This window comes from Enterobacter cloacae complex sp. P38RS (assembly GCF_014930775.1).
GTDB lineage: Bacteria > Pseudomonadota > Gammaproteobacteria > Enterobacterales > Enterobacteriaceae > Enterobacter > Enterobacter bugandensis.
On the sequence record NZ_JADBRS010000017.1, the window covers coordinates 55765 to 73058 of the forward strand.

The window sequence follows — 17294 nt, forward strand, 5'->3', positions numbered from 1 at the left end:
GTCTGATGCCCTCACCCCAGCCCTCTCCCACGGGGAGAGGGCTGGGTTAGTGAGCATTTACATTACAGCAGCAAACGCCTGCGCCACGCGCTGGACGTTGCCGGCATTCAGGCCCGCCACGCACATACGGCCGCTGGCGATCAGGTAGACACCGAACTCGTCACGCAGGCGATCGACCTGTGCCGCGCTCAGTCCGGTATAGCTGAACATCCCGCGCTGCTTGAGCAGATAGTCGAAGTTATGCCCCGGCACCGCCTCTTTCAGCACGTTAACAAGTTCCTGACGCATCGACAGAATGCGCTTGCGCATCGCTTCCACTTCCGCAAGCCAGGTGGCTTTCAGCTGTTCGTCGCCCAGAACGGTCGCCACCACCTGCGCACCAAAGTTCGGCGGGCTGGAGTAAATACGGCGGACCGTCGCTTTCAGTTGGCCGAGAACGCGCCCCGCGGCTTCGGCGTCTTCACACACCACGGACAGACCGCCAACGCGCTCGCCGTAGAGAGAGAAGATTTTTGAGAAGGAGTTGCTGACCAGCGCTGGCAGCCCGGCGCTGGCAACGGCGCGGATGGCGTAAGCATCTTCTTCCATGCCCGCGCCAAAGCCCTGATAGGCGATGTCGAGGAACGGGATCAGGTTACGTGCCTTCAGCACCTCGATCACCGCATCCCACTGGGCATTGGTGAGGTCCGCCCCGGTCGGGTTATGGCAGCATGGGTGCAGCAGCACGATGCTGCGCGCCGGCAGGGTGTTCAGTTTTTCCAGCAGCGCTTCGACGCGCACGCCGTTGGTTTCGCTGTCGAACCACGGATAGGTCTCGACCTTAAAGCCCGCACCTTCAAAGATGGCCACGTGGTTTTCCCACGTCGGGTCGCTGACCCACACGCCGGAATCCGGGAAATATTTTTTCAGGAAATCTGCGCCTACCTTCAGCGCACCCGAGCCGCCCAGCGTCTGGATAGTCGCCACGCGCTTTTGCGCGAGCACCGCGTGGTCCGCACCAAACAGCAGCGGCGCAATCGTATTACGGTAGGTGTTTAACCCTTCCATCGGCAAATAAAGCGAAGCACCGTGCGGGGTTGCGTTAAGACGTGCTTCGGCTTCGGCAACGGCTTTCAGTTGAGGAATGATGCCGTCCTCGTTGTAATAAAGACCAATGCTGAGGTTCACTTTATCGCTGCGAGGATCTTCTTTGAAACGCTCCATCAAGGAGAGAATAGGGTCGCCGGCGTAGGCGTCTACTTTCTGAAACACGCGATGTTCTCCGGATTATTATGAGGCAGGGTTTTCAACAATAAACCGGAAGCGGAATAAGATCGAGGGGATGTTAACAGAAGCGGGATGCATCGCATCCCGTTAAAGCTCAGTCGATGTATTTCATCGCCACCCGCGACGTCAGACGCGTAATAAGTTCGTAAGCACTTACTTTTGTAATCTCAGCAATGCGTTCAACGGGCAGACCTTCACCCCACATCACCGCATCGTCGCCCGCTTTATCCTGCGCGCCGGGCCCAAGATCCACGCAAATCATGTCCATCGCCACGCGGCCGACAATTTTCACTTCACGATCATTGACCAGCACCGGCGTGCCCGTTGGTGCCGCGCGCGGATAGCCGTCGCCGTAGCCCATCGCCACCACGCCAAGCCGCGTGTCGCGCTCGCTGGTCCAGGTACCGCCGTAACCCACCGGCTCGCCCGCTTTGTGCTCCCGCACGGCAATCAGCTTTGATACCAGCGACATCACCGGCTTAAAGCCTAAGTCCGGCCCCCAGGGTTTATTCTCAAGCGGGGAAACGCCATACAGAATAATCCCCGGACGCGCCCAGTCGAAGTGGGATTGCGGCCACAGCAGAATGCCGCCGGATGCCGCAATGGAGCGCATTCCCGGCTTGCCTTCGCAGAAGGTGTTGAAGATATCAAGCTGCTGCTCGGTTGCGCCGCATTCGGGCTCATCGGCACGGGCAAAGTGGCTGACGATATTGACCGGCTGACGCACATTTTTGCACTGGCACAAACGCTGATAAAACGCCTCCGCGTTTTCCGGGCGCACGCCCAGCCTGTGCATGCCCGTATCGAGCTTCATCCAGACGGTGACCGGCTCGCTCAGTTCAGCCGTTTCCAGCGCGGCCAGTTGTTCTTCGTTGTGTACCGCCGTGTGCAGCTGCTGGTCTGCAATGGTCGGCAGATCCGAGGCTTCAAAAAAGCCTTCGAGGAGCAGAATCGGTTGCGTAATGCCGCCTGCGCGCAGGCGGAGAGCTTCTTCGAGACGGGCGACGCCAAAGGCGTCGGCATCGGGGAGCGTTCGCGCGGTCTCAAGAAGACCGTGTCCGTAAGCGTTCGCTTTCACGACTGCAACGAGCCTGCTGGCGGGCGCCAGTTCACGCAGACGTTGCAGGTTGTGTCGCAGAGCGCGGCGGTTAATCACAACAGTTGCCGCTTGCATTTGAATTCCTTAGAAATTACTCATCATCATATTGAGGACCGGCATAGTTGTCGAAACGCGACCACTGGCCGTTAAAGGTCAGACGTACCGTACCGATGGGGCCGTTACGTTGCTTACCAATAATAATTTCGGCGATCCCTTTCAGGTCGCTGTTCTCGTGATAGACCTCATCACGGTAGATGAACATGATTAAGTCGGCATCCTGCTCAATGGAGCCGGATTCACGCAGGTCGGAGTTGACCGGGCGTTTGTCTGCACGCTGTTCCAGGGAGCGGTTAAGCTGCGACAGCGCCACTACCGGCACGTGCAGCTCTTTAGCTAACGCCTTGAGCGAGCGGGAAATCTCTGCAATTTCCAGCGTACGGTTGTCTGAGAGCGACGGGACGCGCATCAGCTGAAGGTAGTCGATCATGATAAGGCCGATGCCGCCGTGTTCACGGGCGATGCGGCGCGCGCGGGAGCGCACTTCCGTCGGCGTCAGGCCGGAGGAGTCATCGATGTAGATGTTCCGTTTTTCCAGCAAAATGCCCATGGTGCCGGAGATTCGCGCCCAGTCCTCGTCGTCGAGCTGGCCGGTACGGATGCGGGTCTGATCCACGCGCGACAGGGATGCCAGAGAACGCATCATAATCTGCTCCGAGGGCATCTCGAGACTGAAAATAAGCACCGGCTTATCCTGCAACATCGCCGCATTTTCAACGAGGTTCATCGCAAATGTCGTTTTACCCATCGACGGACGCGCCGCGACGATAATTAAATCCGACGGCTGTAAACCGGCAGTTTTTTTGTTCAGATCGTCATAGCCTGTGTTCACCCCGGTCACGCCGTCGTGCGGCTGCTGGAAAAGCTGCTCTATACGCGCAACGGTGGCGTCGAGCACGTCGGCGATGTTTTTCGGGCCTTCATCTTTGTTGGCACGGCTTTCGGCGATTTTAAAGACGCGGGACTCAGCAAGGTCGAGCAGGTCTTCGCTGGTGCGGCCCTGCGGGTCGAATCCAGCTTCGGCGATTTCGTTCGCTACCGAGATCATCTCGCGGACGACGGCACGTTCGCGCACGATGTCGGCGTAAGCGCTGATGTTCGCCGCACTTGGCGTATTTTTTGACAGTTCTGCCAGGTAGGCAAAGCCGCCGACGCTGTCCAGCTGCCCCTGACGCTCCAGCGATTCCGCGAGCGTGATCAGGTCAATCGGGCTGCCGGACTCCTGCAGGCGCGCCATTTCGGTAAAGATATGGCGGTGCGGACGGGTGTAGAAATCTTCAGACACTACGCGCTCGGCGACGTCGTCCCAGCGTTCGTTATCCAGCATTAAACCGCCCAACACCGACTGTTCCGCTTCAATCGAGTGCGGCGGGACTTTTAACCCTGCGACCTGGAAATCACGCTCGCGAGGCTCAGTCTGTTTGTTGAAGGGTTTGTTTCCTGCCATAGTGAATGGAGTTACCGAGATAAAGAGTGGGTCGAAAGATTACCATATTTTTCTTACGGAGGGAGCATGGCAACGCGCATTGAGTTCCAGAAACACGGCGGTCCTGAAGTGCTGAAAGCGGTGGAGTTTACCCCCGCTGCGCCTGGCGAGAACGAAATCCAGGTGGAAAACAGAGCTATCGGCATTAACTACATTGATACCTATATTCGTGGCGGTCTCTACCCGCCTCCGTCAATGCCGAGCGGCCTGGGCACTGAAGCGGCCGGTATCGTCAGCAAAGTGGGCAGTGCGGTTAAGCACATCAAAGAAGGCGATCGTGTGGTGTATGCACAGTCTGCCCTGGGCGCTTACAGCTCCATCCACAACGTCCCGGCGGACAAAGCCGCCCTGCTGCCGAACGCCATCTCCTTTGAGCAGGCGGCCGCCTCATTCCTGAAAGGGCTAACGGTCTATTACCTGCTGCGCAAAACCTACGAAATTAAGCCCGATGAGCAGTTCCTGTTCCATGCTGCCGCCGGTGGCGTGGGGCTGATTGCCTGCCAGTGGGCGAAAGCCTTAGGCGCGAAGCTGATCGGCACCACAGGCAGTGCGCAAAAAGCCCAGCGTGCGCTGGACGCGGGCGCGTGGCAGGTGATCAACTACCGGGAAGAGAGCATTGTCGAGCGGCTGAAAGAGATCACCGACGGCAAAAAAGTACGCGTCGTGTATGACTCGGTGGGGAAAGACACCTGGGAAGCGTCGCTGGACTGCCTGCAGCGTCGCGGGCTGATGGTGAGCTTTGGTAACGCCTCAGGCGCTGTCACCGGCGTCAATCTCGGCATTCTGAATCAGAAAGGGTCGCTGTACGTGACGCGCCCTTCTTTGCAGGGTTACATCACCAACCGGGAAGAACTGGAGGAAGCCAGCAACGAGCTGTTCTCGCTAATAGCCAGCGGCGTGATTAAGGTGGATGTGGCGGATGCGCAGAAATACACGCTAACCGATGCGCAGCGCGCGCATGAGGTGCTGGAAAGCCGGGCGACGCAGGGTTCCAGTTTGCTAATTCCCTGACCCCCAAAAAGAAATTGGGCTTCCCGTGGGAAGCCCTTTCTTTTTTTAGTTCGGCTGTATGTAGGGTACAGCTCGATGAATTCTGTAGCGGCAGCCATAGTGACAGATTCGATAAGTAAATCCTATTCTGTTCTAAGCCATGCTGCCGGAAAAGTTACAAGTATGTGACGAACCCCTCAATACCTTAGTAACGGAAGCGGTTATTGCGCTGATAAGTCGGCAGTTTTGGCGCTTTAATCGCCCGTATTACCCACACCACGGCGATAGCCAGCAGCAGCCACGGCAGCAGTTTGATCGTCAGGGCAAATAATCCACCGATAAACATAACTACCGTAGCCACAACGAGCGCGGCCAGAATGCCGAGCAGCGACACGCCCGTGACCATCAGCATGACAAAAAAGCCAATCACAAAAAGTAGTTCAAGCATGGTGCTCTCCCACGAGTTCCCGAATGATGCTACAATCATTACAAGAATCATGCCAAAACTAACCTATTGTTCTTAAAGCAAAACGCCCCGCTAGGATCCGCAGGGCGTGGTGAATTTGACGATCTTTTAGCGAAATTATCGCTTATCCGCCACCAGCCGCAGCGCATGTTCCAGCACCTCAATATCGGCACCGGCTTTATGCGCGTTCTCACTGAGGTAGCGACGCCACTGGCGCGCGCCCGGAATACCCTGGAACAGGCCAAGCATATGGCGGGTGATGTGGCCAAGATAGGTGCCATTGCTCAACTCGCGCTCAATGTAAGGGTACATGGCACGCACGACGGTAACCGGATCGGTGTCTGCGCCTGCAACGCCAAAGATTTCGCGGCCGACGGTCGCCAGAATGCCCGGATTTTGATACGCCTCGCGCCCGACCATCACGCCATCCATATGCTCAAGGTGCGCTTTCGCCTCTTCCAGCGACTTAATACCGCCGTTGATTGACATCGTCAGGTGCGGGAAATCACGTTTCAGCTGGTACACGCGCGGGTAGTCCAGCGGCGGGATCTCACGGTTCTCTTTCGGGCTAAGGCCTGAAAGCCAGGCTTTGCGGGCGTGGATGATAAACATCTCACACTCGCCTTTCCCTGACACCGTATTGATGAAATCACACAGGAATTCGTAGCTGTCCTGGTCGTCGATGCCGATACGGGTTTTGACCGTCACCGGAATGGAGACCACATCGCGCATCGCTTTGATGCAGTCCGCCACCAGCTGTGCGTTGCCCATCAGACAGGCGCCGAACATGCCGTTTTGCACGCGGTCGGAAGGGCAGCCGACGTTCAGGTTGATCTCGTCGTAGCCGCGTTCTTCCGCCAGCTTTGCGCACTGGGCCAGCGCGACCGGATCGCTGCCCCCCAGCTGCAGCGCAACCGGATGCTCTTCTTCACTGTATGCCAGGTAGTCGCCCTTACCGTGAATAATTGCGCCCGTGGTCACCATTTCGGTGTACAGCAGCGTATGGCGGGAGAGCTGGCGCAGGAAATAGCGGCAGTGTCTGTCCGTCCAGTCGAGCATCGGCGCAATGGAGAAACGGTGTGCAGGGAAAGCGGTCTGGTGTTCTGACGACATGGCGAAGTTTTAAGCATCTGGTGGAAAAGGGGCGCTACTATAGCACAGGCTCAAAAAGGATACGATCCGGCTTGATATGATATCAAAAAGTGATATCATCCATTTTAGCTTTGGCGGGGAAGAAAATTAAAATGGAATCTATCAGCTATGAAAACATTGAACGCCCGCCACCAAAAAACATTGCAGTTGATTTTCTCTGTGCCAACGCCCAGTTCTCTGGAATGGCGCAGGATTGAAGCGCTTTTTATCGCATTGGGGGCGAAAGCCTCAGAAGGTAACGGCTCAAGGGTAAGATTCGAAATCAATGGAGTTGTGGCTTCGTTTCATCGTCCTCATCCGGATAAAGAAGCGAAGGTTTATCAGGTTCGCGACGCAATGGCTTTTCTCATCGCAACAGGGGTATCTCCATGATTAATACTATGACTTATAAAGGCTATGCCGCAAAAATAGATTACAGCGACGAAGATCTTTGCTTCGTTGGGCATGTTGCTGGCATAAGAGATGTTATCGGTTTTCATGCTGATAACGTCGCTGCCCTGCGTAAAGCGTTTGAAGAAGCCGTTGATGACTATCTGGCTTATTGTTCTGAGCAGGGCCGAGAGCCTCTGCGACCCGCAAGTGGAAAAATCAGTCTGCGCATCTCGCCTGAGGTCCATTCCGCAATTAACATTGCCGCTGAAGTGTCAGGTAAAAGCGTGAATCAATGGATCAACGATACACTGGCTAAAGCAGCACACGGATAAGTATAAAGGGCACCAGCAGGGTGCCCTTTATGTTAGAACGTCATGCTCAGCTGAGCCCCTGCGCCCCAGGTTTCGTCCTCGCCATACAGACCCATCAGGTCAACATGAACGGTATTAAACGGCGCGAAACCGACACCGCCGGTAAAGACGTTGCTGTCGTTCCCTTTCATATCCGCACGATAACCGGCACGCACCGCCAGCCAGCTCAGCGGAGTCACTTCAGCACCGACCCCAACATACTGCGACGTATCTTCGCTCTTAAATCCTTTGGTTTCGGTCAGATCGCCATCGGCGGTCAGGGTCACCAGATCGTTGTGCCAGGCAGCGCCCGCGGTCACCAGCGGACGGATCTGGTAGGTGTCTTTATAGCTCACCACTTCCCCCGTACGCCCGTTGCGGATGCGGATATCTTTGGTGTCGATATCGCGCGACATCAGGTTTTGCCCGCTCACGCCGACCGTCCAGTTTTCGCCAAAATCAGCGGCAATACCGGCATCGACGTTAAAGCCGGTATCGTCTGTACGGTAGCGGCTATCGTTCCACTTATTACTGTCGTAATCGTAGATCGAGGTGGTGTAGTTATAGATCCAGCTTTTTTGCAGTTTTGGCGTCACGCCCACGGAAACCGGAACGCCGCCAAGGTCAAACTGGCGGGCAACGGCAATACCGTAGTCGGAGATAATCGCCGCCCGACCGGACGCCGTTGAGTTGAGGTTTTTAGTGATCTGGTCCGTGCCGTTCAGCGCAGCGTCCAGGGCAACGCCGGCAGCCACCAGATTGCTTCTTTGAATACCGCGCAGATAATCAATATCCTGCTGGTCGATAGACGAACTTACCCGGCCATGGGCGTACCCTTTCGCCATAAAGGCCACGGAAAGCACATCGTTAGGGATACTCACGGCAAGGCCTGCTCCTGCCGTCGCGCGAGCGGTTTTGCCCTTGAGATAGTCCAGCTCATCGGCCAGATCTTTGGCCGCGCCCTGGAACTGGTTGATGGAGCCTAACGGATTAGTAATAACCTCGATTGGCGTAAGGTTATCAACCACATCCTTATAGTGATTGATTTTGTCGTTGATGGTATCAATCTCATCCTGAAGATTATCCTCATCCGTTACCTGCACCCCAACGGACGGCAAAATGACCGTCACGTTATCGTCCGGTTTTGCCTTTGCCAGCAGCGCGGGGTTAATTAACGCCCCGCTACCATAATTGCCCGAAGCAACGCCGGTGCCCCCCATCGCGTCGCTACGTGATTCTGTCCAGGTATTGGCTGCTCCCGCCTGATTTGCCATAAACAAGGAGACAGCGATGCTAACCACCGAAAATTTAAAATGTTTTTTCACAGTATGCCCGTCTTATAGTCTGTTATGAAATAACCCCTGTCTGTTATCCCCCAAACAGGCGCGAACTATTGCTGTGAATAAAGATAAAAAGACCCGCTAATTCATTCCCTAAGTAAAACTTCCTTACGGCCTGTTGTAATTTGTGACGGCCCTCAATATTTATAGAAGAGGAAATTATTTTTTCCCAGGTTTTCCATCGTGCGGCCCAAAAAACTGTGGCGGATGGTCTACCCAGCGATCTTCCCGCGTGGCGGCATAAACCGGGTTAAGCGGATAGTAGATGCGGTTGTGCTTCTTGTTGGCCTCCCCCACCACCAGTAGCCGAACCTCTTCCTCTGTGTTGTTGATAAAGGTGTGGCACACCCCCGTTCCGGCGGGAAAGCCCACGCTGTCTCCGGGTTTGAGTTTCCACAAATAGCCATTAATCCAGGCTTCAGGATAGCCCTCAAGCACGTAGATAAACTCTTCTTCGTCACTTTCCGCATGGGGATAGGACGTCCGACGCCCCGGCGGTAAACGTTCATGATGAATGCCTATACGCCTGAGGCCCAGGCTGCGCGCCAGCGGCGATCCGATGGAAAAAAGCTCGTTACTGTCGGGGTAGGTGGCGTCATCTGGCCCTTCTACGTCGCGCCAGTGCTTGATACAGTCTGGTTTTTTCATTGTTACATTCCCGGTTTGCGATGCGTCAGGTATAGCACAGCCTGGCGGATATCGGTGTTTTTGCCAGAACATGATAAAGTGAGGGTTTTATCTCCCAGAACATCCGAGGTGCTAAATGGATAAGTCCACAAAAGAGCTGTTAGCGCAGGCCGAAAAGCTGTGCGCGCAACGCAATGTGCGCCTGACCCCGCAGCGCCTTGAAGTCTTGCGCCTGATGAGCCTGCAACAGGGGGCGATCAGCGCCTACGATCTACTCGACCTGCTCCGCGAAAGCGAGCCGCAGGCTAAACCGCCCACGGTATATCGCGCGCTGGATTTCCTGCTGGAACAAGGGTTTGTGCATAAAGTCGAATCCACAAACAGCTATGTCCTGTGCCATCTTTTCGATCAGCCAACGCATACATCGGCCATGTTTATCTGCGATCGTTGCGGCGTAGTGAAAGAAGAGGGAGCGGAAGGCGTAGAGGACATTATGCACACGCTGGCGGCAAAAATGGGTTTTGCCCTGCGTCATAACGTGATTGAAGCGCACGGGCTGTGTTCTGCATGCGTTGAGGTGGAAGCCTGTCGACATCAGGATGCGTGTCAGCACGACCACTCAATTCTGATAAAGAAAAAGCCGCGTTAGCAGCAAAATAAAGGCGGCTCTTAAGCCGCCTCTGTGGGTTATTCAGCGTTACCAGCGGTAATCGTTACGCGTTTCCCAGTCTTTGACTTCGTTTTCCGCCTGATCTTTCGCGTAGCCGTAACGTTCCTGAATTTTACCGACAAGCTGATCGCGCTTGCCTTCAATGACGGTCATATCGTCATCAGTCAGCTTACCCCACTGTTCTTTCGCTTTACCTTTGAACTGCTTCCAGTTGCCGCCGATTTCGTCTTTATTCATCATCGTGTCCTCTTAGTTAAGCGTCGGGTCGTAACGTCCGTTACGTTCTTTTCTGCTGGACGTGATAATAATTGTAGTTGAGGATTCGGCAGTTGATTTCATATTCGGAATCTTTAACCGTCACGATATATCGTGACGGGAAGGAAGCCAGGTATTATTTTGCCAGTGGTGATGCCAGATAAAGGCAAGCGAGAGGCCGCGCAGGGAGAGAAAGACCGCAAGCGCCAGCCACAAACCGTGATTACCCAGCCACGGAAGCGTCAGCAGCGTCAAACCAAACCCCGCCGCCGCAACCGCCATACTGTTGCGCATTTCCGCTCCGCGCGTCGCACCGATAAACATGCCGTCCAGCAGATAACACCACACCCCCACCACCGGCAAGATCACCTGCCAGACGATGTAGTGGTCCGCCAGTTCACGTAAAGCCGGGATCGAAGTGAGTAATGCAATAATGTCACGGCCAAAACAGGCATAAATGAGTGCAAACGCCAGTGCCACCAGTCCCGCTTGTCGACAGGCTGCCCGCCAGACATCCCTAAGCTGGCCACTTTCCCGCGCGCCGTACGCCTGCCCGGAATGCGCCTCAACGGCGTAGGCGAAGCCGTCCAGCGCGTAGGCGGTAAACGTCAGCAATGTCATCAGGACCGCATTCACCGCGACGATCTCAGGCCCAAGACGGGCACCAAAAACCGTCAATGCGCCAAAACAGAGTTGTAGCAGAAGCGAGCGCAGCATGATGTCACGGTTGAGCGCCAGCAGTTTACGGATATTGCCGCGCCATGCGGTTTTCAGCATTACGAGGGATATCCCGCGCAGGGCCAGCACGCGCCAGACCATCCACAGCCCAATGAGTAAGGTTCCGTATTCGGCAATCGCCGTTGCCAGTGCCGCCCCGCGCACGTCCATATGCAGGCCCATCACCAGCCAGAGATCGAGCACAATGTTGAGAAGGTTTCCCACGACCAGCAAAATCACTGGCGCACGGGCGTATTGCACACCCAGTAACCAACCCAGCAGAACCAGGTTTGCCAGCGAAGCGGGCGCGCTGAGCCAGCGGATTTCCAGGAAGCGACGCGCCTGCTCCAGTACCGCCTCGCTGCCACCAACAACATGGAGCGCAAGGTCTATCAGGGGCGTGCGCAGTAAAACAATGAGTACCCCCGCGCCAAGCGCCAGGATCAGCGGCTGCACCAGCGCACGCGCCAGACGTAACGGATCTTTCGCACCATACGCCTGTGCCGTGAGCCCGGTAGTACTCATACGCAAAAAGAGCAGCAGCATAAACAGGAAGCTGGTTGCCGTCGCGCCAATCGCCACGCCGCCAAGATAAACAGGGGAATCGAGATGACCAATAACGGCCGTATCGACCAGACCCAGCAAGGGCACGGTGATATTGGAGAAAATCATCGGCAGGGCAAGACGCCACAATGCCTTATCAGATGCCGTCAGCAGTGACATGAGAGATACCGGGAAGGGTAAATGAAGCAGGCTACAGCGGAAGCGTAGCCTGTCAGGAAGAGATTACAGCCATTCGCCGTTACGAATCACGCCAACAGCCAGACCTTCAATAGAGAAGCTCTGTTCGCGCAGGTCGACCACAATCGGGGTGAACTCGTTGTTTTCGGGCAACAGCTGAACGGTGTTACCCTGTTTTTTCAGGCGCTTAACGGTCACTTCATCATCAATGCGCGCAACCACCACCTGGCCGTTTCGCACATCCTGCGTTTTGTGAACGGCCAGAAGGTCGCCATCAAGAATGCCGATGTCTTTCATCGACATCCCACTAACGCGCAGCAGAAAATCAGCGCTCGGCTTGAACATACCAGGATCGACCTGGTAGTGACCTTCAATATGCTGTTGTGCCAGCAGCGGTTCACCTGCAGCAACGCGGCCTATCAGCGGAATGCCCGTCTCTTCTTCCACCAGCAGGCGGATACCACGCGACGCGCCTGACACAATCTCAATCACACCCTTACGCGCCAGCGCTTTCAGGTGTTCCTCGGCAGCATTCGGAGAACGGAAACCCAGACGCTGCGCGATTTCCGCACGCGTGGGTGGCATACCCGTCTGGCCGATATGATCCCGAATGAGATCAAACACCTCTTGCTGCCTGGTCGTTAATGCTTTCATTCCGCCCCCTGGGTGTATATACAGTTATGCTGTGAGTATATACAGTCAAAGGCGATTTTGGAACCAAAAACTGCACAAAAAACCAGGGACTTAATTATTCCTCGAGCATCATCGGAAATGTGACCAAAGCAGCGTGACCCAGGTAATGGCTGCGGTGATAATCGCCAGCAGGACAGCGGCGGAGCCCATATCTTTCGCGCGGCCAGAGAGCTCGTGAAAATCAGAGCCGATCCGGTCGACCACGGCCTCAATAGCGCTATTGAGAATTTCCACTATCATCACCAGAAGTACGGAACCGATGAGAAGCACGCGGGTAATGGCATCTACATCAAGGAAACAGGCGATGATAACCGCGACGATAGCGGCGACACCTTCCTGGCGAAAAGCAGCTTCATTGACCCACGCGGCACGGAAACCTTTCCATGAATAGCCGGCGGCTTTGATGATACGCGTCAACCCAGTGGTATTATTGGCCATTAAAAGAACCTTTTTTAAAAAAGAGCGTCAGTAACAGGAGCTGCAGCGCGTTTCGCTGCCGCCTGAAGTATGACGGGTAACAACAGAAATTTTGCGCGCTTTCTGTTATCCTTGCGCCGCAATTGCATTATTAACCAGAGGCTTTACATCGTTTATGTCCGGCTGGCCACGAATTTACTACAAATTACTTAATTTACCATTAAGCATACTGGTAAAAAGCAAGTCTATCCCAGCAGAACCCGCGCTGGAACTGGGGCTCGATACGTCGCGCCCTATTATGTACGTTTTGCCTTATAACTCTAAGGCAGACCTGCTAACGCTCCGTGCCCAGTGTCTGGCGCATGATTTACCCGATCCGCTTGAACCACTGGAAGTTGACGGCACTTTGCTGCCGCGCTACGTGTTCATTCACGGCGGGCCGCGCGTGTTTACCTATTACACACCGAAAGAAGAGTCCATCAAGCTGTTCCACGACTATCTCGACCTGCACCGCAGCAATCCTGACCTGGATGTGCAGATGGTGCCGGTATCGGTGATGTTTGGTCGCCGTCCGGGCCGCGAAAAAGGCGAAGAGAACCCGCCGCTGCGCATGCTTAACGGCATCCAGAAATTCTTCGCGGTCTCCTGGCTGGGACGCGACAGCTTTGTGCGCTTCTCCCCTTCCGTCTCCCTTCGCCGAATGGCGGACGAGCACGGCACTGACAAGATCATCGCGCAAAAACTGGCGCGCGTGGCACGTATGCACTTCGCCCGTCAGCGCCTGGCGGCCGTAGGGCCACGTCTTCCGGCGCGTCAGGACCTGTTCAACAAGCTGCTGGCCTCCAAAGCGATCGCCCGCGCCGTTGAAGACGAAGCGCGCAGCAAGAAAATTTCCCATGAGAAAGCCCAGCAGAACGCCATTGCGCTGATGGAAGAGATCGCAGCGAACTTCTCCTACGAGATGATTCGCCTGTCCGATCGTATTCTCGGCTTTACCTGGAACCGCCTGTATCAGGGCATCAACGTGCATAACGCTGAGCGTGTACGTCAGCTGGCGCACGATGGTCATGAGATTGTCTATGTCCCCTGCCACCGCAGCCACATGGACTACCTGCTTCTCTCCTACGTGCTCTATCACCAGGGACTGGTACCGCCGCACATTGCCGCCGGTATTAACCTGAACTTCTGGCCAGCAGGCCCGATTTTCCGCCGCCTGGGTGCGTTCTTTATTCGTCGTACCTTCAAGGGCAACAAGCTCTACTCCACCGTGTTCCGCGAGTATCTGGGCGAGCTGTTCAGCCGCGGCTACTCCGTAGAGTACTTCGTTGAGGGCGGGCGCTCCCGTACCGGTCGTCTGCTCGATCCGAAGACCGGCACGCTGTCGATGACCATTCAGGCGATGCTGCGCGGCGGTACGCGTCCAATCACGCTCGTGCCAATTTACATTGGCTATGAGCACGTGATGGAAGTGGGCACGTACGCCAAAGAGCTGCGCGGCGCGACCAAAGAGAAAGAGAGCCTGCCGCAGATGCTGCGCGGCCTGAGCAAGTTACGCAACCTGGGTCAGGGCTACGTAAACTTTGGCGAGCCGATGCCGCTGATGACGTATCTGAACCATCATGTTCCGGATTGGCGCGAGTCTATCGACCCTATCGAAGCGGTGCGTCCGGCCTGGCTGACGCCAACGGTGAACGGTATCGCGTCCGAGCTGATGGTGCGCATTAACAACGCCGGTGCGGCCAATGCGATGAACCTGTGCTGTACGGCGCTGCTGGCTTCACGTCAGCGTTCCCTGACCCGTGAACAGCTCACGGAGCAGTTGGACTGCTATCTGGACATGATGCGCAACGTGCCATACTCGGTTGATTCGACAGCTCCTTCTGCTACCGCCAGCGAGCTTATCGATCACGCGCTGCAGATGAATAAGTTCGAAGTCGAAAAAGATACGATCGGCGATATCATCATTCTGCCGCGCGAGCAGGCCGTACTGATGACGTACTACCGCAACAACATCGCTCATATGCTGATGCTGCCGTCGCTCATGGCGGCCATTATCACCCAGCATCGCCGTATTTCACGTCAGGAGCTGTTGCGCCACGTTGAGACGCTCTACCCGATGCTTAAAGCGGAGCTATTCCTGCGCTGGAGCAAGGAAGAGCTGGCCGTTGAGCTGGATAAACTGACGGAAGAGCTGCGCCGTCAGGGGCTGATCACCGTTGCGAACGACGAGCTGCACATCAATCCGTCACGCTCCCGTACCCTGCAACTGCTGGCGGCCGGTGCGCGCGAAACGCTGCAGCGCTACGCCATTACGTTCTGGCTGCTGAGCGCGAACCCGTCGATCAACCGCGGCACGCTGGAGAAAGAGAGCCGGACGCTGGCGCAGCGCCTGTCCGTTCTGCACGGCATTAACGCCCCGGAATTCTTCGACAAAGCGGTCTTCAGCTCGCTGGTGCTGACGCTGCGTGACGAAGGCTTCATCAGCGATACGGGCGATGCCGAGCCGGAAGAGACGCTGAAGGTTTACCAGATGCTCGCTGAACTGATTACGTCGGATGTGCGCTTGACGATTGAGAGCGCAACGCAGGGCGAGTAACACAATGCCCGGTTATGGCCCGGCCTGATGCCCGGATAATAAAAAGGCCCGGTAAGCGCTGACGCTACCGGGCCTTTTTTGCCTTGTTAAATCATTGCATTTAGCTGAGCAGCGTAAAGGCAATCATCCCGACAATGGCCCCGGTGGTGCCGAGGATGGTTTCCATCAGCGTCCAGGTTTTCAGCGTTTGCGCTTCGGTGGCGCCAGTAAACTTGCCGAACAGCCAGAAGCCAGCGTCGTTAACGTGAGAGACCACAATTGACCCGCCCGCAATGCAGATAGACAGCGCGGCCATCTGGGCACCGGAGTAGTTCAGCTGTTCAATCACCGGCATCACCAGACCCACGGCGGTTAAACATGCCACGGTGGCGGAACCCTGAATGATACGCACCGCCGCAGCCAGCACGAAGCAGGTTACCGCAATCGGCAGGCCCATCCCGGTCAGCGCTTCACCCAGAGCCGGGCCCACGCCGGAATCCACCAGCACCTGCTTGAACACGCCGCCGGCACCGATCACCAGCAGGATAATACCCGCAGGCTGCAGCGCGGCACCGCAGATCTCCATCACGCGGTCTTTCGGCATGCCCTGACGCATCGCCAGGCCGTAAATCGCCACCAGGCACGCCACCAGGATCGCCGTGAACGGGTGACCGATGAACTCAAACCATTCGTAGGCGGTAGAACCGACCGGCACAAAGCGCGCGGCGATGGTTTTCAGGCCCACCAGCACCAGCGGCAGCAGGATCAGCGACAGGCTGAAGGCGAAGGATGGCATTTTGCCCTCGCCCAGGTGCGGCTCGGTGATGTCGTCCGGGATGTGCAGCTCAACGTAACGGCTGATGAAATTGCCCCACAGCGGACCGGCGATAATCATCCCCGGGATGGCCGCACACAGGCCAATCAGGATCATCCAGCCAAAGTCGGCGTGCATCTGGGAGGCCAGCAGCATCGGCGCCGGCCCTGGCAGCAGAAACGCCGCAGCCGCCGCCACGCCCGCAAACAGCGGAATGACCAGCTTCACGAGGTTAGTGCCGGTATGGCGCGCCATGGAGAAGGCGACGCTGATGAGCAGCACCACCGCCACTTCGAAGAACAGCGGCAGTGCGCAAATAAGACCGGCCAGGCCAATCGCGTAGTGCGCGCGGCTGTGCCCGAAGGATTTGAGCATTTTGACGGCAATCTGGTCGACCGCGCCCGTCTCATGCAGAATCTTGCCAAACATCGCGCCCAGCGCGACCACAATCGCCAGGAAGCCCAGCGTGCCTCCCATCCCTTTTTCCATCGTCGCGGCGATCTTGTCGAGCGGCATACCGGAAAAGAGACCTGCACCAATAGAAACCACCATCAAAGCAACGAAGGCGTGCATACGCGCCTTCATCACTAAAAACAGCAGCAGCAATACCGAACCCACTGCTGTCAAAACTAGCGTTAATGTACTCAAAACTTACTGCCTTTTGTTAATGACCTCGATGGTGCTGGCTACAACACCTTCCAGCGGCTGATCGATATCAACCACTAAGACGTCTTTTTCATCTTCACCCGGCTCCTGAAGCGCTTCGAACTGCGTCACCAGCATCTGGGTTTTAAAGAAGTGGCCTTTACGCGCTTTCAGACGGCTTTCAATCACCCCGAAATCGCCTTTCAGGTAGATGAACGATAGGTTCGGATTGCCGTCGCGCAGCAGGTCGCGGTAGGTTTTTTTCAGCGCGGAGCAGACGATCAGGGAAACTTTGTTGGTGCGCTGCATCGCGAACGCGGCGTCATTCAGCGCCTGCAACCACGGTTTGCGGTCGTCATCGTTCAGCGGTTCGCCGGAGGCCATTTTCATAATGTTGCTGCGCGGATGGAGGAAGTCACCATCAAGAAACGCAGCCTGAAGTTGATGCGCCACTTCGCTCGCCACGGCAGATTTACCGCTACCGGACACGCCCATCAGGACGTAAACGTGGTGATCGTGATTAGTCGTGCTCAAAGGGTGTCCCTCAGTCAATTGTTACGGG

Annotated in this window: 18 protein-coding genes and 1 pseudogene; 5 read left to right on the forward strand and 14 right to left on the reverse strand. The window is 56.1% G+C overall.

Translation table 11 applies throughout. The features are described 5' to 3' along the window. Positions 1-57: 57 nt before the first annotated feature. The 3 genes from tyrB to dnaB form a co-directional block, all read right to left on the reverse strand. Positions 58-1251, reverse strand: a complete 1194-nt coding sequence (tyrB, locus tag IM303_RS18185; RefSeq protein WP_045260940.1) for an aromatic amino acid transaminase — start codon at positions 1249-1251, stop codon at positions 58-60. A 109-nt stretch (positions 1252-1360) separates the two neighbouring features. Further along, a complete protein-coding gene (alr, locus tag IM303_RS18190) occupies positions 1361-2440 on the reverse strand; it encodes an alanine racemase (protein ID WP_048998280.1) in 1080 nt (359 codons plus the stop codon). Positions 2441-2456: 16 nt separating this feature from the next. After that, positions 2457-3869 (reverse strand): replicative DNA helicase, encoded by a 1413-nt coding sequence (dnaB, locus tag IM303_RS18195; protein WP_008503375.1) that lies wholly within the window; start codon positions 3867-3869, stop codon positions 2457-2459. A gap of 66 nt (positions 3870-3935) precedes the next feature. Between dnaB and IM303_RS18200 the strand changes: the two genes are divergently transcribed. Further along, on the forward strand, positions 3936-4919 hold the full coding sequence (locus IM303_RS18200) for a quinone oxidoreductase (RefSeq protein ID WP_193360147.1): 984 nt from the start codon (positions 3936-3938) through the stop codon (positions 4917-4919). 184 nt (positions 4920-5103) lie between these two features. On the opposite strand, the gene pspG is transcribed toward IM303_RS18200, so the two are convergent. Together pspG and dusA are read right to left on the reverse strand one after the other, a co-directional pair. Further along, positions 5104-5346, reverse strand: a complete 243-nt coding sequence (pspG, locus tag IM303_RS18205) for an envelope stress response protein PspG (RefSeq protein ID WP_028015168.1) — start codon at positions 5344-5346, stop codon at positions 5104-5106. A 135-nt stretch (positions 5347-5481) separates the two neighbouring features. Further along, a complete protein-coding gene (gene dusA / locus IM303_RS18210; protein WP_193052759.1) occupies positions 5482-6477 on the reverse strand; it encodes a tRNA dihydrouridine(20/20a) synthase DusA in 996 nt (331 codons plus the stop codon). Positions 6478-6624: 147 nt separating this feature from the next. On the opposite strand from dusA, the gene IM303_RS18215 reads away from it, so the two are divergent. Next, positions 6625-6888: a type II toxin-antitoxin system HicA family toxin gene (locus tag IM303_RS18215; RefSeq protein ID WP_072163882.1), complete on the forward strand. Its 264-nt coding sequence runs from the start codon at positions 6625-6627 to the stop codon at positions 6886-6888. Then, the gene (locus IM303_RS18220; RefSeq protein ID WP_222423582.1) at positions 6885-7220 is read left to right on the forward strand and encodes a type II toxin-antitoxin system HicB family antitoxin; all 336 of its coding nucleotides are present in this window, start codon (positions 6885-6887) and stop codon (positions 7218-7220) included. The genes IM303_RS18215 and IM303_RS18220 overlap by 4 nt, the downstream gene beginning before the upstream one ends. A 32-nt stretch (positions 7221-7252) precedes the next feature. Here IM303_RS18220 and traF read toward each other — a convergent pair whose 3' ends face one another. Next, positions 7253-8512, reverse strand: a complete 1260-nt coding sequence (traF, locus tag IM303_RS18225) for a conjugal transfer protein TraF (RefSeq protein ID WP_227014177.1) — start codon at positions 8510-8512, stop codon at positions 7253-7255. Between the two features lie 225 nt (positions 8513-8737). Beyond that, a complete protein-coding gene (locus IM303_RS18230; RefSeq protein WP_193360149.1) occupies positions 8738-9226 on the reverse strand; it encodes a cupin domain-containing protein in 489 nt (162 codons plus the stop codon). A 115-nt stretch (positions 9227-9341) separates the two neighbouring features. Between IM303_RS18230 and zur the strand changes: the two genes are divergently transcribed. Then, a complete protein-coding gene (zur, locus tag IM303_RS18235) occupies positions 9342-9854 on the forward strand; it encodes a zinc uptake transcriptional repressor Zur (RefSeq protein WP_028015164.1) in 513 nt (170 codons plus the stop codon). A 48-nt stretch (positions 9855-9902) separates the two neighbouring features. Here zur and IM303_RS18240 read toward each other — a convergent pair whose 3' ends face one another. The 5 genes and pseudogenes from IM303_RS18240 to IM303_RS18255 all read right to left on the reverse strand — a co-directional run bounded on the left by IM303_RS18240 (position 9903) and on the right by IM303_RS18255 (position 12719). Further along, positions 9903-10112: a CsbD family protein gene (locus IM303_RS18240; protein ID WP_014882139.1), complete on the reverse strand. Its 210-nt coding sequence runs from the start codon at positions 10110-10112 to the stop codon at positions 9903-9905. Positions 10113-10161: 49 nt separating this feature from the next. Beyond that, a pseudogene (locus IM303_RS22400) lies at positions 10162-10236 on the reverse strand (hypothetical protein); the annotation flags it as partial. Then, positions 10233-11570: an MATE family efflux transporter DinF gene (dinF, locus tag IM303_RS18245; protein ID WP_048998287.1), complete on the reverse strand. Its 1338-nt coding sequence runs from the start codon at positions 11568-11570 to the stop codon at positions 10233-10235. The gene dinF and the pseudogene IM303_RS22400, both read right to left, overlap by 4 nt. A gap of 63 nt (positions 11571-11633) precedes the next feature. Then, a complete protein-coding gene (lexA, locus tag IM303_RS18250; protein WP_028015162.1) occupies positions 11634-12242 on the reverse strand; it encodes a transcriptional repressor LexA in 609 nt (202 codons plus the stop codon). A 108-nt stretch (positions 12243-12350) separates the two neighbouring features. Continuing rightward, positions 12351-12719, reverse strand: a complete 369-nt coding sequence (locus IM303_RS18255) for a diacylglycerol kinase (protein ID WP_014830281.1) — start codon at positions 12717-12719, stop codon at positions 12351-12353. A 154-nt stretch (positions 12720-12873) separates the two neighbouring features. Here IM303_RS18255 and plsB point away from each other — a divergent pair, with 154 nt between their 5' ends. Beyond that, a complete protein-coding gene (gene plsB, locus IM303_RS18260; protein WP_028015161.1) occupies positions 12874-15294 on the forward strand; it encodes a glycerol-3-phosphate 1-O-acyltransferase PlsB in 2421 nt (806 codons plus the stop codon). Positions 15295-15394: 100 nt separating this feature from the next. Here plsB and gntU read toward each other — a convergent pair whose 3' ends face one another. Together gntU and gntK are read right to left on the reverse strand one after the other, a co-directional pair. Further along, positions 15395-16735, reverse strand: a complete 1341-nt coding sequence (gene gntU / locus IM303_RS18265) for a gluconate transporter (RefSeq protein ID WP_045260946.1) — start codon at positions 16733-16735, stop codon at positions 15395-15397. A gap of 3 nt (positions 16736-16738) precedes the next feature. After that, positions 16739-17266, reverse strand: coding sequence for a gluconokinase (gene gntK / locus IM303_RS18270; protein ID WP_045260947.1), 528 nt, complete (start codon positions 17264-17266; stop codon positions 16739-16741). Positions 17267-17294 lie beyond the last annotated feature (28 nt).